The organism is Pantoea sp. SGAir0180 (genome assembly GCF_043546245.1).
The window spans coordinates 1,068,255-1,091,371 of record NZ_CP028071.1; the positions used below are offsets into that span (position 1 = coordinate 1,068,255).

The window sequence follows — 23,117 nt, forward strand, 5'->3', positions numbered from 1 at the left end:
GCGCACGTTGTTATCAGCAGTCAGATGCTTTGTCCCACCACAGCTTGTCCATCGCGTAATAGCGGTCACGCTGGCTCACCGGCTGTGACAAATCCCGCTCCCAGGGCTTCGCCAGAATGTAGTGCAGGTTCTTCACCTCTTTACATTCCCACAACGTATCGTGCTGAAAACGAAGCGTTTTTAGCGCGTTATAAATATAGGAAAGGGGCAGCCATTTATCTTTAAAAGCTTCGTTGAGCAAGTCCTGTTCTGAGAAGGCATAGGCGCGCAGGTCATCAATGGCGGCAATACGCGCTTCAAGATCGTTAAAGACAGCCTCATCCGGTTCCAGTACCAGGAATCCACCGTTCAGGTAATAATCCACATGGGCCGGCGGCGTCTGCTCGCGCTCCTGCCAGGTATAGTGGCAGAACTCGGGCTCCCAACTGTCAGGATAGGACTCAATCTGGTTGGGATTACAGCGGCAGGCGTGGCAGGCGGCCAGCACGAAGTCACCCAGGTCCAGTGTAAACAGTTCATCCATATTCTTTAAGATGAGCATGTCAGCATCCAGGAATACCACGCGCCGATACTCGGTCAACTGCCAGGCGCGCAGCTTAGTCCAGACCTCGCCAAAGCGTTCAGAGGCATAGTGCTGATTCAAATCATTGTCCGGATAAAGCGGATCAACCCGGCGGATAATACAGCCCTCATCCCTGAGGGCTTAACACTCGCTGTCACTGATAGCATTGGTGGCCATCACAAGCAGTGGCCAGCGTGTTTTCGTCTGTTGCAGTGATCGGTGCAGCGCTTTCACGCCCACCAGATAATCCGGTTGTGTCAGTAACGTTACCCAGGCAAACATAACATCCCTTTTTTAAATTATTCAAACAGTGCAGCGGTATAGTCGTTGCTGAAGCGGTGGTGCGGATCAAGTTGTTCACGCAGGGCGCGAAAGCGGTCCCAGTGCGGATAGAGATCCCGCCAGTGGTAGAGCGAGGCATCGTAATATTTACCCCAGTGCGGGCGCCCACCTTCTTCGGCCAGCAGTTTCTCCACCTCGCTTAAAAAGTGCAGGCCGGCCTCAGAAAGCGATCCATCATCCGCGTAATAAACGACAAAGCCAAAGAAGCAGGTGGGCTGGTCGAAGGCGGGGCTCAGCCAGGCGGATGAGGCACCGGTGCAGCGCAGGATAATCGGATAGTGCATGTGCGGACGATTTTCGGCATACCAGCGTTTGATCTTGCTGATGATCGCCGGCGTGCGCGCCAGCGGAACGCCAATCTCAACGTTGATCTGCGGCACGGCGATACCGCGACAGAACAGTTGGTAGATGTCGCCTGTGACATCGGTAAAGTCGCGAAAGCGAGTCACAGTGCGGAACTGTTTGCCGCCTTTACCGTGAATCTGCGTATCGCGATGCATGTGTTCCAGCGTCTGTTCGATAGTATCGTTCAGGCTGTCATCACCTTCATCGGCATGTTCTACTACTTCGCGTCCCGACTGCTCGTAACGCTGGATCTCATCGTAGCTGGCCTGATGTGCATTCCAGACGTGCATGATGTTATCGTCAACAAACCACCAGGCCTTACTGAGTGCATAATCCTCATTCCAGCGCAGCAGATCGCTTTCCAGGTTGTCCGCCGAAACCGCATTCTTGTGGCAGGTGAAGATGCGGAACGGTTGGGTGCGCAACGTCACTTCGGTCACGATGCCCAGGGTGCCGAGCGACACCAGCGCCGCCGCAAAATCGTCGTCACCGCGCGACAGCTCCCGTATGGAGCCGTCGCTCAGCACCAGACGGATCTGCTCGGCTTCATCCGCAATGGAGCTTTGCTGCAGACCCTGACCGTGCGTACCGGTTGCCATCGCACCGGCCAGCGTCTGCACGGAGATCACGCCCGGCGAAGAGGCCAGCATGCGGTCCATGTCTGTCAGGGTGCTGTAGATCTGTTCGAGCGGTGTGGCGCCTGCAAACGTAACGCTGTGAGCATCGCTGCGGAGCAGGCCGGTAAAGGCGCTCAGATCCAGCAGCAGATCGTCGGGATGCACAGCCAGCATTCTGCCGGGTGAGTAGGTTTTGCCAATAACGCGCACTGTGTTGTGAGTGTCACGCAGTAACTGCTGCAAAGCCGCCTCATTGGCAGGGCGTTTTACCTGCTGTTGTGTACCAATCGGCGCGTTTTGCGCCCAGTTCCAGAGTGTATTGTCATGAGGTTCACGCTGCGTCTGGCGAAGCGGATAAAGGCTGGCGTCTCTGCTCAAGCTGCTTTCCTTACTTAAGTGATATTGTTATTACCACTTAAGCATAGACTATCCTTTTCAGCGCTCAGGACGCGTGGCGTGAGCAACCGATGTAGCGCAGCGTTGCCGTGACGGCGAGCTGGCGATTACGACGGATGATCTCGTCTTCATTTTTGTCCCGACTAAACAGCGTATTGAAGGTGAAGCGGTTGGAGACCTGATGCACACAAATACTGCTGATCAGGCGATGCACGTCCAGTGTCTCGATCTCTTTGATGAACAGTCCCTGCTGCTGTCCCCGGCTCAGAATATCGTCCAGTAAGTCCAGCGCACTGCGGTTCAGCTGGCTCAGACGGGCAGACTGCGAGATGTAGCGGCCGCGAGACAGGTTCTCCATACAGATCAGACGCACAAAATCCGGGTGGGAAACATGGTAATCGAAGCTGGCTTCAACCAGTTTTATGATGGCCTGCTCAGGGGCGAGTGAGGCCAGATTCAGGCCAGTTTCATGCTCCCTGATCTGCTGGTAAACCTGTTCCAGCGCGTCGATATAGAGCTGTTCCTTATTGCCAAAATGGTAAACCACCATTCGTTTAGTCGTCTGGGCATTTTCAGCAATTTGCTCAAGACGGGCGCCTTGCATACCAAACTCAGCAAAGGTCGTCAGTGCGCTCGCAAGAATGCGCTTTTTAAGTCCTTCAGGATCATTTTTGCGTTTCGTAGTGTCTGACATAGTGCTCAACAGGGTGCCCGGTAACGAGAAGGTGAGGGCAAGATGTTACCACAGCGGATCAGGGCTGTTACTTATACCGAGAGCAAATGAAGATTAATCAGTCTGTTCTGACGTCGCACGGGAAGCCGTGTCACCTCGGTCACGGCATTAAAGCGTTTTCAGGATCATACCGATGGCGGCCAGCAGCATGATAACGCCGACCGATTTAAACATGATGCGCTGTGCACGTTGGCTGGTCAGTAATGCGCGAACGCTTACTGCCGCCAGAATAAACATGGCTCCGACCATCAGCAGCACCGCTGCGGTAACGGGCACCAGTATGGCTGCCCAGAATGTAAAGGATATGCTCTCCAGCGATATCACAAGCGGTAATATGGCCAGATAAAACGCGATTGTTTTCGGGTTGCCCAGTGTGATGGTCAGGCCTGACAGCCAGGCAGAAGTCAGTTGCTTGTGCGTCACTTTTTGGTCCAGCGTGATGGAATGCGGCTGATAAGACCAGAACTGCCAGGCCAGAAAAGCTAGATAGAGCGCCGCAGCCCAGTTAATCAGTGTAAACAGTCCGGTATAGGTATGAGCGACAACGGCCAGGCCAAACACGGCGAGCGTCAAATAAAATAAATCGCCCATTATCACGCCTGCAAGCGCAGCAAAACCCGCCAGAGAGCCCCCGTTAAGGGTACGGGCCACGATCGCTGTCATGCCCGGGCCGGGAATGGCCGCGGCCAGACCCAGCGCCAGTATATAAGGCAGTAATTCTGTTATCGCAGGCATCGTCTTTCCTTCATAAATGTTATTTCGGGATAAAATCCAGACAGGCTGGCCATGAAAAGCGGCACGACGAGGACAACCCGGACTCGTCTGCCGCCTTAATCTGCCCTGTCCGGCCATTTCTTTTGATCTGCACCTTGTACAGCACCTGAAAACAGTATGTCCTGGCGAGACAGAAATAGGCTGTCTCAATCACATTCATTTATCGTATTCTTTGCAAGAATTAACCTCATAAACGAAATGTAGCGAAAGGAATTGACCGGTATGCTGCTTGATAAGACAGAAATGAAAATCCTGCGTGTTTTACAGGACGATGCCCGTATTACTAATCAGGAACTGGCTGACAAGATTGGTATGTCTGCCTCACCGTGCTGGCGTAAAGTGCGCAGGCTGGAAGAGCAGGGCGTCATTCAGGGGTACCGGGCTGTACTGGACCGCAAAAAAATCGGCGCCGGGGTCATGGTGTTTATTCGTGTGGTTATTGATTGCCACAGCGAGGATGAGGCAAAAAAATTCGAGCAACAGGTCACGGCGCTGGATGATGTGGTGGCCTGCTACAGTATCGGTGGTGATGCCGATTTCCTGCTACAGGTTGTGGCGAGCGATCTCGAAACTTATGCGGAGTTCGCCATGTCTGTAGTACGCAGATTGCCGCGCATTAAAGAGATGCAAAGTATGTTTGTGCTTAAAGAGATCAAACCGCTGACCGCTTATCCGGTTAAAAATTCACACTGATATGACCGGCTGAATCTTATGCAGCATCTGTGATGCAGCCGGACTCAGCCGCGTTTAACGTAGCGTTGACGCGACAGTTATAAAGAACAGGAAATGACGGAAAAGCCGGGATGCCATAAAAGGCATTTTGATGTCTCTGGCGTGGGCAGAGGTAATATGAGGCGACACAATGGGCATTCATTCCGCGAAACTCTGCGCCTTTATCGCTGTGATTTGAAAAACACGCCATTGACCATGGCGTGTTAATGGTTCAGAAAACAAAATGCTGTTTTAAGGAGCCCGCCCGATTTTTTTCGTGCCTTTCGTGTAGTAAAGATTGTGGTATTGACCATTTGAATAAATCACCACAAACCTGCGCGCGCCGACATAAGCGCCAAAACTGTTTTTTGCATTAATCACGCCGGGGATGACCCAGCCAAACATCAATTCTTCGTTATCTTCGGGCACATTCATTACACAGGTATATCCTTTAAAAGGTTTAAAAAAACGATAATGCGCGCTATAAGGATCTTTCAGATGATAATAAAACGTATTTTTGACATCCGTTTTATAAGTGTCTGGCAGCGTACCGTAACTGGCAAGCTGCACTTGTAGTGGATCGGGTTCATGAGAACGGGCTACACATCCTGTCAACATCATCGTAAAGCAAAATACAGCACACGCTTTCTTATTAATCGCCTCAAGGGTTAATATTTTTGTTATAAGGCGAAACACTAGCACCCGACGTATATTTCTGTCTATAAAACGTTATATGTTAATGATGTCACAGAGATCACTGAGTTATCTTCGGCAGGGGAAAAAGTTTTTGAAATACTATACAGAGCAATGCAGGAGCATAAGACCACCGACACAATTTTAATGTCGTATAATATTGTAGAAAAAACGATTGTTAAAATATCCAGAAAGACTTTTTTAAAGGTATGAAAGAGTTGGTGGGAAAATATTTTATTGCTGAAACTATGATACAAAACTACTACTTCATTACTCCTGTTTTAAATTCAATGGTCATAGTCTGTCCTTTGTTAAATATTATATTGAATGCGAATCGAAAAATTTCAACCTAAACAAAAGCCGTTGTTAATGTAAAAACTGCACCTTAATATATTGTCTATATTAAGGTACAGTTCAATTTACTACGGTAGTTTATTTTTTAATGAATATGGAGGTGTTTTACAAAAATGCCGTTTCACTACTGCCAATTTTTTCTATATTTCCATTTGTCATTTTTACACCAATTCCATGTTCACTATCAATTTTTGTTGAGAACATAAAACCATATTCATTTTCTTTATCTGGGAAAATGTACAGTTTAATAAGTTTAAGGTCAGGCGGTTCTTGATTGTAAATTTTTATACAATACTCATGAACTGCTTTTTGAATTTTTTGTAAAAACTCATTTTGGTGATTAATTAAATAAAGTATATCATCTTTCATCTTTTTATCTGATAATTCAGATTCAAGATTAACACATTGTACTTCATCCGGACCGAATGCTTTCAACTTCAAATCGACAGCAATACCTTCATCATCTTCATAAAATTTTAAGTCTTCTGATTGCATAATGTACCTCACTATTTACAATTCAATGATTTTGCAGTTTTCTTCGCTTCAAGTGATTCATATTTAACACCATGATACTGTTCGTATTGGCTCACTGAGCCGGAGTGAGGGAAAGTGGCTTCATGAGCGCTTGTCTCTACAAGTTGCATGGTAGAAGTATTCGTTATGGGATCATAATCATTTAAATGGTGCCAGGTATAGCCATCTGGATGTGATTTACCTGTGATATTCCCAACTGAGTTTTTGTAATTTGCCAATTCGTTTGCTGCCTTAAAGTCGCCATAACGACTGCCTGTCATTGGTATTTTTACAATATTTTCACCATGAGGATAAAGTGCATCACTTCCTGAGAAATCGACCCCAGGATATCTTGACAGTCCCCACGGATCAATCCAACCCAGCGGATTCGGTGCATACTGATAAAGATTCCAGCCTCCCAGCAATCCTATGGGGTCCTGTACCGTAAAGCGTCCAATCTGCGGATCGTAATACCTGAAAAGATTATAGTGCAGACCCGTTTCACTGTCCGCGTACTGCCCGGCATAGCGCAGTGGCTGATGAACAAGGGCAGTTTGTTGCGTGAATCTGTGGAAGCCTTCCGTCTGTCGTGCAACCTCACCAAAACTCCCGTAATGACCGCTCCACCGGAGTTGTCCCTGTTCATCAGTGATATCCAGCGGTGCACCGTTCAGATCGGTGCTGAACCAGAGAATCTCTACGCTGTTTTCTTCACGCAAATGGTCAACACGTGCCAGCGGGCTGTATGTTTCGTTCGGGTCGTAAACATATGTCTGACACTGACCGTTATGTTGCTGCTCCTGCAACAGTCGCAAGCCCTGCCACAGAAAGCGGGTCTCCCTGGTGCCGTGTGGCGTGGTGACCGTTTTGCGTGTGCGGCGGCCCAGGGCGTCATAATGGTAGTGCGCGGTAAAATTGCCTTCTGGTCCATTGCCCTCGGCCCGTATCAGCCGGTTTTCCGCGTCATATTCATAATGCTGTTCATGCAGGCCGCTGCGACGGCTGACAAGGTTTCCCCACCAGTCGTATTTCATAAACAGGTTCTGCCAGTGCGTCAGGCGGTTATCCCTCAGAGGCAGGGCAGGGTGGTCATTATCCGGCAGCAGGTTATCCGCAGCGTCGTAGCGGAACGTTCGGGTGCTGTGGTCCGGGCGGGCTTCGTAGTGCCTGAGAAAACGGCCTTCCTCATCATAGCCGTAAATTGTGTTGCCACGCAGGGTGTCACTGACGTCTGACAGTTCTCCCCGCCCGGTGTAGTTGAAGGCGCGTTCGAAGATTGTCTGTTCCGGCAGGTCGGGTGTGAAACTGCGCTGCCGGGTACGTCTGCCCAGACTGTCATACTGGCGGGTCTGCTCACGGGTTCCCTGAGTGCGGGCCACCTCCCTGTGAAGGCGGTCGCGTGTAAATTCAGAGATGATTTGCTGACCGAAGCGGATGGCGCTGACGTGGCCGGAACCGTAATGCAGCCAGCTTACCTGCTGGCCGCCGGGCAGGGTCAGCGCAGTGAGATTACCCAGAACGTCATACGCAGAATGCAGTTCACCGTTGACTCCCTGTTCAGCAACCAGGTTTCCTGCCGCGTCAAAGGTAAACTGAATTTCATCTTCTTGAATTCCCAGCGCCATGCCATCGGCGGTTGGCTTGCGGGTCAGGCCGGTAAGCTGCCCGCTGTTTTTACGCTGGTAATGGTACTGAGCATCGCGGGTAGTGCGTATGGTCAGAAGGCCGCTGCTGTCATAGCTGAACTGCTGAGCGCGTCGCGGAATGCCGCCATCGTCGTCCGGCCTGCCGCTTTCCATAAGCGTGGTGAGCAGTCCACGTTCATTCCATTCCATCTGCCGGGATGTATCGTCCGGGCGGGTTTCGCTCAGTAGATGGCCTGTCGGGTCATAAGTAAAACGGTACTCGCCACCGTTGCCGTTTTCCAGACGCAGCAGATTGCCTCTCGGGTCATAGTGCCAGCGGCGGGTTCGTCCCGTGCGGTCGGTAACGCTTTCTGGCAGTCCAAGCGCGGAATACTGCCAGCGAACCTCACTTTCCAGCGGGTCTCGCCAGGCCGCAAGTTGCCCGTGCTCGTTCCATCGTAACGTTTCATGACTGCCATCGGCCCGAATTAAGGCGGTAAGCTGGCCTGCATCGTTCCATTCGCGGCGTGTGAGGTTGCCTTCTGCGTCCTCACTGGTGATAAGCTGACCGAAGCGGTCATAGGTAAAGCGGGTCACGCTGCCGGAGCAGTCGGTGCGTTGAGTCAGCAGTCCCTGGTGGTTCCACACCAGCAGCACGTCACCACCACTGGCATCGGTGATGCGGTCAGGCAGCGTTTCTTCTTCATCAGGGTAGTGATACGTGGTGGTGTGATTCAGTGCATCGGTTTCCGACAGCAGGCGACCGTTCAGGTCATACACAGACTGAGTGGCTGTTGAATCCGGGAAAACCGTGCGGGCGATTCGGTCAGTATTACGGAACCAGTAATACGCTATGGTGCGGCCTGCCGGGTCGGTCTCTGACGTCAGGCGACCGTAACGGTCCCACTGGCTGCGCCGCATGGCTCCGTCAGGCAGGATAACATCGCACAACTCCCCATCACGACAGACGAAGCCGGTCTGGCGACCGTCATAATCGGTGAAACGTGCAACATTATCATCGTCGTCAACCAGCCAGTGTGCCTGTGCGCCATCCTCGCGGATGGCGCGGCGGGTGCCGTTTTCAAAATCGTAATCAAAAGTAAGCTGCTCACCCGCGCTGTTGCGGTAAGCCAGCACGCGGGGCAGCCCGTCAAGGCTCTGCCAGAGATACTCGTTCAGCAGACCGTTGCTGTCCTCATGGCTGCGCAGTAAATCCGTGCCGTCTCCGTCATCATACCAGCCAAAGCGGCGGCGTACCTGACCGCCGCGTCCGGTGATGCTAATCAGCCGGGCCTTAGCATCGTAATCGTAGCTGACCAGACAAATCTCATCATCCAGCCAGGCTCCGCCCAGGCGAACCTGTCCGCTGACGGTCTGATAACGGCAGACCACGCGCTGTCCGGCGCTGTCGGTGAGTGCATGCAGCGTATGGTCGTCGTTCCAGTCAAAAAGAATATCGTTACCACAAGGTTCGGTGAGTCGCAGCGGCAGGGAAGGGGAATCACCCTGCAGAGATGCGTAACACCAGCGTTCGCCGCCGATGTCATACACTGACCAGGTATCATCCTGATGGTGTTCCAGCCAGCGTTTTTCGGTTTCGCAGAAGGTACGCTTCCCTTTCGGCACGAGAGGAAATGACACGTAATCGCCGGACGGTGCACGCCACACCAGCCCGTCCTGATATTTTTCCAGTCGCGTTTCCCAGAAAAGTGACCAGCCACGGCCCAGTACGCTGTCGCCGGGATTGCCACTGCGCCAGTAACGCTGCCAGACAACCGGCAGACGGGAGGGTAATACAAAGTCCAGCTCGTCATCACCGGAGAGGAATTTCTGCCCACTGACGATATCAACCGGGCGGGCGATAATGCCCACGGCGGCGGCGCTGGTCATCAGCACGCCAGCGCGGCAGGCGACGCGGGCCAGTTTGTTGATACCCGGAATTTTACTGAACAGCCTTCCCAGCGCACCGACTTTACCTGCCGCTCCGCCCGCTCCACCGAGCAGTCCGGCAAATAACAGCGTCAGGTCAGAGGCTTTATAGAGCCATTCCGGGACTTCTGACTGTATGGGCAGTGTCTGTTCCGGCTCACCACCAATAATCACATCTGAGGAACCGGTCATGACCTTTCCACCACAGGTGGTCTGATCGCTGAGACGGGCAGCAGGCAGGCCATTGATGTACACGCGTGAGGAGCCTTCGGCCATCTGCTGTGAGCCAGCATCTTTGGCGCATTCCACCATGCTGTCGGTGGCAAGGGCGGCAGGTCTGCCATTAATGAACACGTTATGAGAGCCGGTGGCGATAACGCCTTCCTTCTCCATGCTGGCGGCCCCGGCATCCGCAATGCTGTCCCTGGCCTTCGTTGCCAGTTCGCCCGTAAAATACCCAACCGCCAGACTGGCCCCGACCAGAAGCACACCAATACCCAGACATGACGCACCGATACCGGCAATCATCAATGCCCCGGCGGCGATACCTCCCGCTGCGGCAATCAGTCCACCAACAATCGTTCCGGCAATCATCCCTGCCAGCGCATGAGAATGGCCGATATCATCACCCACGCGCGCCGCTTCGAACATAACAACGTTCCTTAATTGTTAGTGTTAGACGTAAAACTGGCCAGGAGTGTCTGAAAGCACTGGCTGTCCGTATCCCTGATTTTTTCCGCACGTGTCATGGTGAATACCAGGATATGGTTATCCGTAAGATTAAAGACAGCCTGCTGCTGAAAAACGCGCTGGCTATCCCGAAGATAGCTGGCATGAATACATTCACCTTTTGCAACATTCCCCCCCAGTACAGTGGCTTCGCGTAGAGACAGTTTCCATCCTTTAAGATGCTTATCCATGAGCGCTAACTGGCGGTCAATATAGTCTTGCAGTACCTCTCCAGCACTGAGGGTATCGCGTGAAATGTTAAATGCGGGGGCATTCTCGCCGGAGAGTGTAAAAACATTCACCGTGCGGTCCTGATACTGGTCAGGAAGCGTTACCTTACCTTCGGTGAACAGACAGGTAGCTTGGCTTTCGGACATTGAGCAGATTCCCTGTGCCTGAAAAAACATAAGTTTGCCACAGGGTATGCTCACTGGCTATATATGCAGCCCGGTTTTCACTAACCCAACGCGGGGCTCAAAGCGAACAGGGTTAAGCAAACTCAGTTGCCCGTATTTTGAACCGCCATAGGGAATTCACAGACAGAGGCCAAAGACTCAGGGAGCTTAACCCTCTTTTCTGGCGTCCTGCACCTTTATTTAGGTCTCCGTAAATGCCATAGCGGTTTCCACTGATTGCTGGCAAAAGAAAATCGAATCAGCGTTACCCGCAAAGGCATGGAGCTTCGCGTGATTATTAACAGACGTGAGTAGACAAACGGGAAGAGGGCACCAATCGACAGAAAGCAAAAAACCAGACGTCAGTAGACATCTGGTTTCTTTAATCTGGCTCCTCTGACTGGACTCGAACCAGTGACATACGGATTAACAGTCCGCCGTTCTACCGACTGAACTACAGAGGAATCGTGCTACAGGGCGCATAGTAATGGACTGATCTTACTGAGTCAAAGCGGTTTTCGCGCCGGACAGTCTGTTTGCTGAAGGATTCAGCATTCTGGTTGTTTCAAGCGCAACTTTGCGCATTCCCGATCTTCTTCATCCATAAAATGGTTTTATCACAGCACCCATGCCGGACAGGTGAGTGCGACCCGCATCATCGATGCCTATGCAACAAAGGAAACGGATTAGCCTGACCATCCTGTTCCAGGCGGCCCATGATGGCAAAGCCCAGCTTTTGATAAACGTGCATAGCCTGCTTTTGTTCATTCACGTCGAGTGCATTCGCGCCACAGGTTTCCACAGCATATCGGTAAGCGATAGCGTGCTACGTCTTCCTTACCACAGCCACAAACGCACCGCACAAGGCTGGCGTTGCGCCATCCACGGACGTAGTATGCAGCATTCGTCCCTGTAGCTTGTCTCAAACACTCTTTATCACAGGTAATATCGTCATGGCGTTGATTCCAAAAAACTACTCACGGCTTGAAAGTGGCTACCGTGAGAAAGCCCTGAAAATCTATCCATGGGTTTGTGGGCGCTGTTCGCGCGAGTTTGTCTATTCCAACCTGCGTGAATTAACGGTTCATCATATTGATCACGACCACACCAATAACCCGGAAGATGGCAGTAACTGGGAATTGCTGTGCCTGTACTGCCACGATCACGAACACTCGAAGTATACGGAAGCTGACCAGTATGGCACCCGGGTTGTGGCGGGTGAGGACGCGCAAAAAGACGTGGGCGAAGCCACCTATAATCCCTTTGCGGATTTAAAGGCAATGCTGGATAAGAAAAAGTAAGACTGAAGGCCCGGACGTGACCTTTGCGTTCGCGCCTGACAGCGGCCAGACGCGCATCCGTTTTTATGCGCCTGCTATTCACTCCCTCTCTGACTGTCCGCAGCTTATCCCCCAGGGGCAAAGCCCTTCAGCACGAGGCTGAATCAACAGCCTGGTGATGTCGTTCGCCTCTCAGTGCAAAAGTGCAGTATGCCCGTTGACGTGCTCACCTGCCGCGTACTCCGTTTTAAACAGCTATGGTTAAAGGGGCACCGTCGACCATGGAGAAGTGAATGAACGAGCAACTGCAAGCACAGATTGCCGCAAGGCTGGCGTTGACAGCCGGACAGCGGCAACAGACGCGCACGGCGCTGAGTCAGGGTCTGCCAGCGGAACCTGATTCACGACGCGCACAGCGTTATGCCTTTCAGCAACGCGCCAGACAACAGGTCATCATCGGCACGAATGATTTGCTGCCCGTCTCTTTTTTGCAGCAGGGGCTGAGCGCCGCCAGGGCGGTGGCACTGGTCAGGGAAGATGGCGTACCCAAAGGCAGTGGGTTTTTAACCTGGGGCAACCTGTTTGTCACGAATCACCATTTGTTACCTGAACCGCCTGAAAAAGGCCGTATTACGCTTCAGTTTGGCTACCGCCAGGGAGAAGCGGGTGAGATGATTCAGGGACGTCTTTTCAGTGTGGATGCGGAACGCTTCTGGCTCACCAGCCCGACCGAAGCATTGGACTGCACGCTGATCGCGTTAGGCGACGCGCTTGACGACAGTGGCGAGCAACCGCTGCCGCTGGCGCTCAATGACCGCAACGATAAACATGCGTTGGGCATCCACCTTAATCTTATCCACCATCCCGGCGGTGCGCCGCAGCAGGTCTCGCTGCGCAATAATGCACTGTTAGCCCGTCATGAAGAGTTTTTGCACTACGAAGCCGACAGCGAAGGTGGCTCGTCGGGCGCACCCGTTTTCAATGACAGCTGGCAGCTGGTGGCGCTTCATCACGGCGGCGTGGAAGAGAACGGAAAATGGGTCAATGAAGGCATCCGCATCAGCGCGCTTACCGACTGGCTTAAAGGCGCGCTGCCGACGTTACCTGAAGCCTGGCAATCGTCGCTGATGCAGGCGCTCAAGGCTGAGCCTGCAGCGGAACAGGTGTTGCCCAGTGCCGCTGCACCCGATGAAAATTACGCTAATCGCGACGGTTATCAGGCGGGCTTTCTGTCGGGCACGCATGTTGATGTCGCCGGCATTATCGCGCCACGCGCCATTGAAGTCGCACCGCTGCGTAATGGGCGCAGCGGTGCAGAAGCCACGCTGGATTATGAGCACTTCTCGCTGATCATGAGCGCAGGGCGGAAGCTGGCCTTTTTCACAGCCACCAATATTGATGGTGCGCGCTACATCAATATTGACCGCGGCAGTGGACAACCTTCGCTGCTTCCTGAAGGCGACCGCTGGTATGAAGACAGCCGTATCGACAGTCGCTATATCACCGGCCAGGCGTTCTATAGTGAATTCAGCCGCTGGTTTGATCGGGGCCATCTCACCCGCCGTAGCGATCCTACCTGGGGCACCGCGGCCGAAGCAGTGCGCGCCAATAAAGACACGTTTCACTTTACCAACTGTTCACCGCAGCATTTTCGCTTTAACCAGAGTGTGCAGTACTGGCAAGGTGTTGAGCGCTACATCCTGGAATATGGTGTGTTAAAAACCAAACAGCAGATTAGCGTGCTGACCGGACCGGTACTTAACGATCAACACCGGCAATACGGGAACTTACAGGTGCCGCTGATGTTCTGGAAAGTGGTACTGCGCATCGGGCCGCAGGGCACGCCGCAGGCCACTGCACTGCTGGTCAGTCAGGATAAGTTGCTGGACGAACCGCGCCGCGTACTGCCGCTTCAGCAGCCGGAAGCGGTTCCGCAGGTGGACGAATACCGCGTTTCGATTCGTTCACTGGAAACACTCACCGGGCTTGATTTCAGCGCGTTCCGCGACTGGGACAGCTGGCAACCCGATCCCAGCCTGCTGGCCGATCCTGTGCAGGCAAAGCTGATTATGAGCTGGTCTGAGGTGTTATAAAGGGACGGCGGCAATCGGCTGAATGCAAAGGACATCATACTGCCCGTTCTGGTGTTCCGAACGGGCAGCATTCGTAGATTGTCACCACTGACGTGTCGGCCGACTTGCCCGCCAGCAACGCCCTGAGCAGTATGCCAGCCTGAGATTCAGCCGAACGATCGCTGCATGTGTTCGCGGCTCGCCCTGTCTAAACCATGACATTAACCCGACGGGTTAAATGCGCCACTGGCGGCAAGAAGACAGTAAGCCGATGCCGAGACCTGTCCCGGCATCGGGGCAGACAAGGCCTACGCCAGCAAACCGTGTGGATCCAGGACATATTTGGCGGCCACACCGGCATCAAAGCTGGCATAACCCTCGGCCGCCTGTTCAAGGGGCAGCACTTTGGCGTTCACAATTTTCGCGATGGGTAACCGGTCATGCAAAATTGCATTCATGAGCTGGCGGTTATATCGCAGCACTGGCGTTTGTCCGGTGTGCAGGGTTTGCGCCTTTGACCAGCCCAGGCCAAACTTCAGGCTCAGGGATCCTTCACGGGCTGCCTGCTCCTGAGCGCCCGGATCGTCTGTTACATACAGTCCCGGAATACCAATCTTACCGGCCACCCGGGTGACAGCCATCATGCTGTTCAGGACAATAGCCGGCTGCTCTTTACCCGAATGGCCCCGCGCTTCAAAGCCGACCGCATCAATCGCCGAGTCGACTTCCGGCACGCCGATGATATCCGCGATCATTTCACCCAGGCGATCGTGTTTGCTCAGGTCGACGGGCACAAAGCCCATTTTTTCTGCATGCGCCAGGCGATCCTGATTGAAGTCACCCACCATAACTACCGCTGAACCCAGAATTTGCGCTGAGGCTGCCGCGGCCAGGCCAACCGGGCCCGCACCCGCGACATAGGTCATCGAACCGACGCCCACGCCCGCCGTGACCGCACCATGAAAGCCAGTCGGCAGAATGTCTGACAGCATGGTCAGATCCAGAATTTTTGCCAGCGCCTGATCCCGGTCAGGAAACTTCAACAGGTTAAAATCGGCATACGGCACCATGACATATTTTGCCTGTCCGCCAACCCAGCCGCCCATATCGACATAGCCGAATGCGCCGCCAGCGCGTGCCGGATTAACCGTCAGGCACACGCCGGTATCCAGTTCCCGGCAGCAGCGACAACGTCCGCAGGCCACGTTGAAGGGGACAGAGACAATATCTCCCACGTTAAGCATTTCAACGTCGGTGCCTTTTTCAATGATTTCGCCGGTAATTTCATGCCCCAGCACCATGCCCGCCGGTGCGGTGGTGCGTCCACGTACCATGTGCTGATCGGAGCCACAGATATTGGTCGACAGCACTTTGATGATGACCGCGTGATCGATTTTTTTACCCGCGGGGCTGACGAATTTCGGATCGGCAATATCCATCACTTCAACCTTACCGGGCCCCTGATATACCACACCTTTATTGGAAGCGTTTCCCATAGTAATGTCCTGTCTGGCTGATTAAGAGGTCTGTCTGGCAGCGCGGTATCATGCATGTAGGGTGAGGTACTTACCGGTCTGCAAAGGCAGTGTAAGCAAGTCAGTGGTGCTTAAATGATCTGACAACGACATCGGGACGGGAAAAAACGCAGAATGGCGACATCGACAGAAATAATAAAAACAGATCGCCATTGTGCAATAAAGCCTGTCCGGACATCCTGTCGAAAATAAATAAAATGATTTTAATAAAAACGACCTGTAATTATCTGTCGGCGACAACGTCGCTTATTATTACATAGGCTTTTCCTATGCCGTTATTTCACGTCAGACAGTGCTATGATAAAAATGAATTAGCTCACGCGTGTTGACTTCATTTTTTTCAGGCGGTCAGGTTTTAATTAAGGGTTGCAATAACCCGGCAGTTACGAAATAACGCGTCAGAATATCGTGCCTGAATACCCTGCGATCGTTATCGCCAGAGGATTACCGTATCGCTGACGGTTATTTCTGGCATATCGACCGCAATATATCATCAACCGCAATGGTCGCTGAGTGTTAATCATTACGTAGAAGGAACAGGACAATGAATATTGTTACGCCCGCGTCGCCCGCTACGCTCAGAAAGGTAACCGCCGCTGCCGCTATAGGTAATTTTGTCGAGTGGTTTGATTTTGCCGTTTATGGTTTCCTGGCCACGATTATTGCCCAAAACTTTTTTTCACAGGCACTTCCGCAGACCGCCTTATTACAGACGTTCCTGGTGTTTGCCGTGGCGTTTGCCTTGCGGCCATTAGGTGGGGTGATATTCGGTATGCTGGGGGATAAATATGGGCGTAAACGTATCTTATCGTTGACGGTACTCATGATGGCGGGCGCGACCACGCTGATTGGCCTGCTTCCGACCGACAGGCATCTGGGGATCATGGCCCCGATTCTGCTGACGCTGGCCCGCTGTATTCAGGGATTTTCGGCAGGAGGGGAATATGCCGGAGCCTGCGCCTATGTGATGGAGCATTCACCGCCACGCAAACGCGCCTGGTACGGAAGCTTTATCACGGTCTCGACGTTTTCTGCTTTCGCGGCTGCGGCAGTTATCACTTTTCTGTCAGATGCCGCGCTGGGCCAGGATCAGATGCGCGCGTGGGGCTGGCGTATTCCTTTTCTGATTGCGGCCCCGCTGGGGCTGGTGGGGATTTATCTGCGCATTCGTATGGAAGAGACGCCTGCTTTCCGGGCTGCACGTCGCGAAGAGGCGGGAACACATGCGGCACTTGCTGACACGTTACGCCAGCAGACAGGAAACATCCTGCGGCTGGGGGCCTTTATCGCTTTAACCGCGCTGACGTTTTATATGTTTACCACCTACTTCTCGACCTTTCTCCAGTTGCAGGGCCACTTCAGTCGGGCCTCGGCCTTGCTGGTCTCCTTCCTCGCGCTGCTGTTTGCGGCGGGGCTCTGTCCGGTAGCGGGAGCGCTTTGTGACGGGATAGGCAGAAGAAAGACGGTGGCTGTCACGGGCGGATGGGTGATCGTAAGTGTCTTACCGGCCTGGTGGCTGGCCAGTTCGGGCCTGCTCTGGGCCGCCATCCTCGGGGATATGCTGTTAGCGACGGGGGCGGTGTTTTCGGGCGTCGTGACGGCCGCGTTACTCTCCGAAGTCTTCCCCACGCGGGCACGGTATACCGCCTCTGCCATTACCTACAATCTGGCCTATACGCTTTTCGGCGGCACCGCACCGCTGGTGGCAACCTGGCTCATTGACTACACAGGCAATACGCTGTCACCGGCCTTTTATCTTGTTGCGGTCGCGGTGCTGGCGCTGGCGGGCGGGCTGAGCTTGCCCGAAACCTCACGTATTTCTTTGCAGGATGACGCCGCACATCCGCATTCGCGGCAACAGGGTGCGGTAAAGCACGTGGGGACGGTCGCCCGCAAGGAGCCGGTGTGAGGCATAAGGGTCACCAACCGGGCACCCGCCCGGGTTATCTTCTGATGGCCTCGCTGGCAGTGCATAAAACTGCGACATAAACATTCCTCCGCATAGCGAGGGGCGGCATCGGCGCGAAGCAGGCCAGGGACTGTGCAGCATCGCAGGGCAGGTGCTTATCACCCATTGCGGTGTCAACACGTCAGAGAAAGCGTGACCCGACGAGTCACCCAAGATCGCCAAGCAACGTGCTGGCTGAGAAATGATGCGCAATTTGCGCCTGCAACAGTTCGGCGCAGCCCAGCGCATCGGTCAGCGCGTTGTGGGCCGGATAGTGCGGCAGATGATAACGGGCCCGACAGTCAGACAGGCGCAACGACAGTCGGGGGCGCGGTCGCCACCATTTCTGTCGCCAGCCGTTTTGCCGCTGTGCCGCAATAACGCGCGCCTCCAGCGCCAGCGTATCGATACAGGGGAACACAATGCCTTCGCCAATGCGCTTTTTAAATGCTGCATCCAGTAAAGGCTGTTCAATCCCTTTGTGATGGACCACCATCACGTTTCCCGCCATCATTGCCAGCAGCCTGAGCAGCACAGCATTCAGGTCCGGGGCGCGGGCAATAGCGGAATGTGTGATGCCGTGAATAACCACCGACTCTGTTCGCAGGTCGGCACGCGGATTCAGTATCCAGTGCTGGCTGCCCTGGATACGGATGCGCGACAGGCTCATCGGCAGTAAACCGATACTGACAATATCATCATGCTGAGGATTCAGGCCGGTGGTTTCAAAATCCATCGCCAGTAAGGGAACGTCGGACAACGGTGTATCGGGTGACGGCATGCCAGACAAGTAGTAGTTTTTCAGCGCGGCATGGCGCGTTTCCCTGGCCCGTCTGGCGAGGACGGCGGGCCAGTCCTGCGGCAGCACGCTGTCCTGGCGGGCGCGGACACAGGGCGACAGCAATGCTTTATTGATATGCAGCATTAAACGCTCCGCCCTGGCTGATAGCGATATTTTAAAAATTTTTGCGCATTGCTGAGGATCTGAAAGGCATCCTTCAGATTCTTGCGCTCAAAGTCAGACAGATTAAGCGGTTCAATCCGGTTGTCCGGTTCCTGGCCGTTCTCCACATCCTGCGCCTGGTGGCGGATGCGCACCATCGAAATAAACTCCAGCGCATCCCGCAGATCCTGACCGCGTCCGTGGGGCAAAATATCGGCCTGCATAATCGTCTGCAGCCGATCAAAGGAGTTATGCGCCGTTGCGCCCGCCGCCAGCGCATGCACACGAATCAGATCGGCCAGCGGGGCCGTTCCGCGCCGTTTCATATCGATGGATTGCGTATGCTGGCCGGAGGGCTCCATCACAAAGTTTTTAAAGAACCCCAGCGGCGGCTTTCGCAGCAAGGCATTGCGCGCCAGACAGGCGAGAAAACGGGCGTTGTGCCGCGCTTTGTGTCTGATACGCTGGTTAAGCTGTTCTCCCCATTCCACCTGGCCCCAGACGGCGTCCAGGTCGAAGAAAATCGCGCTGTCCAGCAGTGATTGCGGTGAGGGCGAATCGATCCACTCATCAAAATAGCGTTCCCAGACGGAGAGCGGCTGGCACCAGCGGCTGTTTGTCGCCATGATATTTCCCTTGCAGTAGCGATAGCCGCAGGCGTCCAGCCCGTCACTCACGCGTCGGGTCAGCGCCATAAAATAGGGCGCATGGCGCAGCGGGTCATAACGGTTATCCAGGATCAGGGCATTATCCTGATCGGTGACGAGCAGTTGCTCCTGGCGGGCCATCGAACCCAGGGTAATAAAGCAGTAGGGGACCGGCGGCGGCCCCAGTTCCGCCTCGGCCAGCGCCAGCAGGCGCTGCGTGAAACTGCGACCAATGACCGCCATGGCGCGGCCAGTCATCTGTGAGTTGGCATCTTCACGTACGATGCGGCTGAAACAGGCACGCACCTCGTTTTTCAGGGCGCTTAGTTCGTCCGGGCGCTGGCAGTGAAAAATACGGCTGACGATAAACAGGCTGTTTTGCGATTCGTAGCGGATAATGTCCGATTGTGAAATCACGCCGACAGGACAGCCGTTTTTCATCACCGGCAGATGATGAATATTGTGCTGCATCATGGTCAGCATCGCTTCAGACACCAGCTGATAATGTTCCACGTGGTTCAGCGGTGCGGTCATGATCGCCTTCACCGGTGTCTCAAACCCGAGTCCACCCGCGATGACCCGCTCACGCAGGTCTTTATCCGTCACGATGCCGGTCAGCGCCGGCCTGACGGCGGGGTTAACTTCTGCCATCGGCGTCACGATCAACAGCGAGGAGACATCCTCTTTACTCATTTTCACCGCGGCGTCGCGCACCGTGGCACGGCTGTCGAGGGTAACGGGCGGTCGGCTAATCAGGGCCTCAATGCGTGAGGCCATCAGGCCGTTAGCCTCTTCTGTGCGCGCCACGGTTTGCCGGAGACGGGTGCGGTCCTCCACTTCCACTAAATCGGCAAATTCCTCGTATTTGCGAAACAGCGCATTAAAAATCGGGGCCGGGATCAGGTAAGTCAGCGTATCTTCCAGCGCGGTCACCGGAAAGCGTACGCTGTTTTCGCGCAACAAACCAAATTCGCCAAAATAGCCCCCGGCCGTCAGTCGGTTATACAGATCGCCATTGCGTCGGTAGATTTCCACCGCGCCGCTGCGAATCACATACCAGGCATCGACAGGCTGGCCAAAGGTGAGAACAGGCGTTCCGGCTTTGAAATAGCTGACCTCAATGTGCGCGGCGATGCGCGCCAGCGCCGTGAGCGGTAAGGTGTCAAACGGCGGATAGCGCTGAATGAAGTCGATAATTTCCTGATGGGCTGACTGCACGGTGACCTCCTTTTCTGCCACAGCGGACAGCCTGACCTGCGCGGTCCGCTCAACGCTGACTTATTGATTACGCACCGCAGGGGCAGAACGTGCCAGCCGCGGTTCTGACATCAGTCCTTTCACCACCGCGACTGAGGCGATCAGCAAGACCAGTGCGAACGGCAGCCCGGTCGAGACCACCATCGCCTGTAGCGCATCCAGCCCACCGCCGAGGATCAACGTTATCGCAACCAGCCCTTCAAACACGCACCAGAACACGCGCTGTGAAGTGGGAGAGTCGATCTTGCCACCGGAAGCAATAATATCGATGACCAGCGTGCCCGAATCCGCCGACGTCACAAAAAACACCACCACCAGAATAATCGCCACCACGCAGGTGATTTTTGCCAGCGGCAACGTATCCAGCATGGTGAACAACTGCAGCGGCAGAACAGCATCGGCAATGCTCTGATAGCCTTCGGTGAAATACTGATGAATGGTGGTGCCGCCCAGCACCGTCATCCACAGCACGCAGGCCAGTGACGGCACCAGCAGTACCGAGATCATGAATTCACGCACCGTGCGACCACGCGAGATGCGTGCAATGAACATCCCGACAAAGGGCGACCATGAGATCCACCATGCCCAGTAAAACGAGGTCCAACCTGCGGCAAAATTGCTGTCAGGGCGGGCAACCGGATTCGACAGGGCGGGCAAAAACGCAAGATAGGAAGCCAGGTTTGAGAAAAAACCGCTAAACAAAATCAGGGTAGGGCCGACCACAATGATAAACAGCAGCAGTAACCCAGCCAGAATCATGTTGGCTTCAGATAACCGCCGTACGCCGACATCCAGCCCGGCCACCACCGAAAAGGTGGCAATCGCGGTGATGACGATCACCAGGACAATCTGCGTAGTTTGTCCTAATGGCACATCAAACAGAAAATTCAGGCCGGACGCCGCCTGGGAAGCGCCCAGCCCCAGCGAGGTTGCCAGACCAAACAGCGTCGCCAGTACAGCCAGGATATCAATGATGTGTCCCGGCCAGCCCCACACCGCGTCGCCCAACAGCGGATAAAACAGCGAGCGGATCGTCAGCGGTAAACCTTTATTGAAAGAGAACAGCGCCAGACCTAATGCCAGAAAGGCGTAAATGGCCCAGGGATGCAGCGCCCAGTGAAAAATCGTGGCGGCCATCGCCAGCTGCTGCGCATTGTCGGCCGCGCCAACTGCGCCATTCAGGGGAGCCCAGTCGGTACGTACACCGTTTTCCACAACGGTGCCACCCATTGAGCTGGAGAAGTGCGACAAAGGCTCGGAAACGCCATAAAACATCAGGCCAATGCCCATTCCGGCGGCAAACAGCATGGAGAACCAGGTCACGTAGTTGTAGTCAGGGCGGGCCAGCGTGCCGCCGAGGCGCACTTTACCGAGGGGGGAAATAATCAGGCCGAGACAGAGAAGAACAAAAATATTTCCGGCACTGATAAAGAACCAGTCGAGTCGGGTGGTCAGCCAGTTCAGCATTCCTTTAAACAGCGGTGCCACATCACTTTGAAAGACGAGCGTTAAAACGATAAAGGCAATAATGACCATCCCGGAGAGAACAAATACCCGGTTGTGAATATCCAGACCGAAGGGGCCAACATTTACCACGATATTGTCCTGCCCCACCTGATAATCAGTATCATAAGGTGCGACGTCCCCGTCAGGCAGCATGGGATCTCTGGCGTCTGCCATAATCATTTCCTCGCGATTTGTTCGTTGTTGTTAATGCCATCCTCAGCACGCCGGGCTGGCTCTGTTTTAGTTAACGGACATCGTTTCGCTCATCCCTGACAATCCCTGTTTTCCTGTGGTGCAAGAGTGCGGCTATCAGTCTCCTTTCCTTTCATTCAGCTGAACACCACCGTACGTTTGCCGCTTAAAAACACCCGTTTTTCGACGTGATAACGCACGGCATTAAATAACGTTACCCGCTCAATATCCTGTCCACGACTAATCAGGTCATCCGGATAAAGGGCGTGATCGACGCTCTGAATGCCCTGGGTAATAATCGGCCCTTCATCCAGATCGTTATTCACATAGTGGGCAGTGGCGCCGACCATTTTTACCCCTTTTTCCCAGGCCTGATGGTAAGGGCGCGCGCCTTTAAAGCCCGGCAGCAGGGAGTGATGAATATTGATGGCTTTTCCGTCGAGTTTTTCGCACATGGCAGGTGACAGGACCTGCATATAACGGGCCAGCACTACCAGGTCGATATGATGCTGCGCCAGCAGCGCCATAATGCGGGCTTCCTGTTCGGCGCGGTTCGCGTTATTTACCGGCAGATGGTAATAAGGAATACCGTGCCATTCGGCCAGGGAACAGAGATCGGGATGGTTAGAAATGATCAGCGGGACATCAATATTGAGCTGGCCGGTGCGGTGACGAAATAACAGATCGTTAAGACAGTGATCGAATTTAGACACCAGAATAGCGACGCGTTCGCGATGCTGCGGCGGCGTGAGTTGCCAGTGCATTTCAAAGGGCATCACGCGCGGCGTGAAATTATCCCGAAAAAGGTCGGTACTGAAGGGGGAGGCGGGTGAAAAGGCAACGCGAATAAAAAAATGGTGACTGACCCTGTCATCAAAAGAGTGTATTTCATTGATGTAGTGACCGGACTCTGCCATGAATCGGGTCACAACATCCACGGTACCCAGTTTACTCGGGCAACTGGCGGTAAAAATCCATGAATCGGGCAGCGCGCTCATGGGCAGCTCCTGTGAAGAAGA

At 53.9% G+C, this 23,117-nt stretch carries 17 protein-coding genes, 1 tRNA gene and 2 pseudogenes; 6 read left to right on the forward strand and 14 right to left on the reverse strand.

Going from position 1 to position 23,117, the window contains the following annotated elements; translation table 11 throughout:
- Positions 1-13: 13 nt before the first annotated feature.
- From C1N58_RS05065 to C1N58_RS05080, 4 genes and pseudogenes are all read right to left on the reverse strand, one after another.
- A pseudogene (locus C1N58_RS05065) lies at positions 14-844 on the reverse strand (glycosyltransferase family 8 protein).
- Positions 845-861: 17 nt separating this feature from the next.
- Positions 862-2,244, reverse strand: a complete 1,383-nt coding sequence (locus tag C1N58_RS05070) for a D-arabinono-1,4-lactone oxidase (protein WP_039338081.1) — start codon at positions 2,242-2,244, stop codon at positions 862-864.
- Between the two features lie 64 nt (positions 2,245-2,308).
- On the reverse strand, positions 2,309-2,956 hold the full coding sequence (locus tag C1N58_RS05075) for a TetR family transcriptional regulator (protein WP_039338080.1): 648 nt from the start codon (positions 2,954-2,956) through the stop codon (positions 2,309-2,311).
- A 147-nt stretch (positions 2,957-3,103) separates the two neighbouring features.
- Positions 3,104-3,730 (reverse strand): LysE family translocator, encoded by a 627-nt coding sequence (locus tag C1N58_RS05080; protein WP_205958617.1) that lies wholly within the window; start codon positions 3,728-3,730, stop codon positions 3,104-3,106.
- A gap of 261 nt (positions 3,731-3,991) precedes the next feature.
- Between C1N58_RS05080 and C1N58_RS05085 the strand changes: the two genes are divergently transcribed.
- Positions 3,992-4,462, forward strand: a complete 471-nt coding sequence (locus C1N58_RS05085; protein ID WP_039338077.1) for an Lrp/AsnC family transcriptional regulator — start codon at positions 3,992-3,994, stop codon at positions 4,460-4,462.
- A gap of 270 nt (positions 4,463-4,732) precedes the next feature.
- Here C1N58_RS05085 and C1N58_RS05090 read toward each other — a convergent pair whose 3' ends face one another.
- Positions 4,733-5,182 carry a hypothetical protein gene (locus C1N58_RS05090; RefSeq protein WP_325990648.1) on the reverse strand — a complete coding sequence of 150 codons (450 nt, stop codon included), beginning with the start codon at positions 5,180-5,182 and terminating at the stop codon, positions 4,733-4,735.
- A 27-nt stretch (positions 5,183-5,209) separates the two neighbouring features.
- Between C1N58_RS05090 and C1N58_RS05095 the strand changes: the two are divergent.
- Positions 5,210-5,543, forward strand: a pseudogene (locus C1N58_RS05095) (replication protein); the annotation flags it as partial.
- 89 nt (positions 5,544-5,632) lie between these two features.
- On the opposite strand, the gene C1N58_RS05100 reads toward C1N58_RS05095, so the two are convergent.
- The 4 genes from C1N58_RS05100 to C1N58_RS05115 form a co-directional block, all read right to left on the reverse strand.
- Positions 5,633-6,022, reverse strand: a complete 390-nt coding sequence (locus tag C1N58_RS05100) for a hypothetical protein (RefSeq protein WP_394564647.1) — start codon at positions 6,020-6,022, stop codon at positions 5,633-5,635.
- Between the two features lie 11 nt (positions 6,023-6,033).
- Positions 6,034-10,245 (reverse strand): RHS repeat-associated core domain-containing protein, encoded by a 4,212-nt coding sequence (locus tag C1N58_RS05105; RefSeq protein WP_394564648.1) that lies wholly within the window; start codon positions 10,243-10,245, stop codon positions 6,034-6,036.
- Between the two features lie 11 nt (positions 10,246-10,256).
- Complete coding sequence (locus C1N58_RS05110; protein WP_039338190.1) at positions 10,257-10,700, reverse strand: DcrB-related protein; 444 nt, start codon at positions 10,698-10,700, stop codon at positions 10,257-10,259.
- Between the two features lie 406 nt (positions 10,701-11,106).
- A tRNA-Asn gene (locus tag C1N58_RS05115) sits at positions 11,107-11,182 on the reverse strand.
- A gap of 203 nt (positions 11,183-11,385) precedes the next feature.
- Here C1N58_RS05115 and C1N58_RS05120 point away from each other — a divergent pair.
- From C1N58_RS05120 to C1N58_RS05130, 3 genes are all read left to right on the forward strand, one after another.
- Entirely contained in the window at positions 11,386-11,634 is a 249-nt protein-coding gene (locus C1N58_RS05120; protein ID WP_282498003.1) for a hypothetical protein, read from the forward strand.
- Positions 11,635-11,671: 37 nt separating this feature from the next.
- A complete protein-coding gene (gene yajD, locus C1N58_RS05125; protein ID WP_033740398.1) occupies positions 11,672-12,019 on the forward strand; it encodes an HNH nuclease YajD in 348 nt (115 codons plus the stop codon).
- Positions 12,020-12,291: 272 nt separating this feature from the next.
- The gene (locus C1N58_RS05130) at positions 12,292-14,091 is read left to right on the forward strand and encodes a DNA/RNA non-specific endonuclease (protein ID WP_394564649.1); all 1,800 of its coding nucleotides are present in this window, start codon (positions 12,292-12,294) and stop codon (positions 14,089-14,091) included.
- A 287-nt stretch (positions 14,092-14,378) separates the two neighbouring features.
- Here C1N58_RS05130 and fdhA read toward each other — a convergent pair whose 3' ends face one another.
- A complete protein-coding gene (fdhA, locus tag C1N58_RS05135) occupies positions 14,379-15,566 on the reverse strand; it encodes a formaldehyde dehydrogenase, glutathione-independent (protein ID WP_058708382.1) in 1,188 nt (395 codons plus the stop codon).
- 583 nt (positions 15,567-16,149) lie between these two features.
- Between fdhA and C1N58_RS05140 the strand changes: the two genes are divergently transcribed.
- A complete protein-coding gene (locus C1N58_RS05140) occupies positions 16,150-17,514 on the forward strand; it encodes an MFS transporter (protein ID WP_172912963.1) in 1,365 nt (454 codons plus the stop codon).
- Positions 17,515-17,719: 205 nt separating this feature from the next.
- Here the strand turns inward: C1N58_RS05140 and C1N58_RS05145 are convergent, their stop codons facing one another.
- The 4 genes from C1N58_RS05145 to purU all read right to left on the reverse strand — a co-directional run bounded on the left by C1N58_RS05145 (position 17,720) and on the right by purU (position 23,096).
- Positions 17,720-18,478 (reverse strand): 3'-5' exonuclease, encoded by a 759-nt coding sequence (locus C1N58_RS05145; RefSeq protein ID WP_394564650.1) that lies wholly within the window; start codon positions 18,476-18,478, stop codon positions 17,720-17,722.
- Complete coding sequence (locus C1N58_RS05150; RefSeq protein WP_033740948.1) at positions 18,478-20,361, reverse strand: DUF294 nucleotidyltransferase-like domain-containing protein; 1,884 nt, start codon at positions 20,359-20,361, stop codon at positions 18,478-18,480. The genes C1N58_RS05145 and C1N58_RS05150 overlap by 1 nt, the downstream gene beginning before the upstream one ends.
- A 60-nt stretch (positions 20,362-20,421) precedes the next feature.
- Positions 20,422-22,080: a BCCT family transporter gene (locus C1N58_RS05155; protein WP_039338067.1), complete on the reverse strand. Its 1,659-nt coding sequence runs from the start codon at positions 22,078-22,080 to the stop codon at positions 20,422-20,424.
- A 155-nt stretch (positions 22,081-22,235) separates the two neighbouring features.
- On the reverse strand, positions 22,236-23,096 hold the full coding sequence (gene purU, locus C1N58_RS05160; protein WP_164482139.1) for a formyltetrahydrofolate deformylase: 861 nt from the start codon (positions 23,094-23,096) through the stop codon (positions 22,236-22,238).
- Positions 23,097-23,117 lie beyond the last annotated feature (21 nt).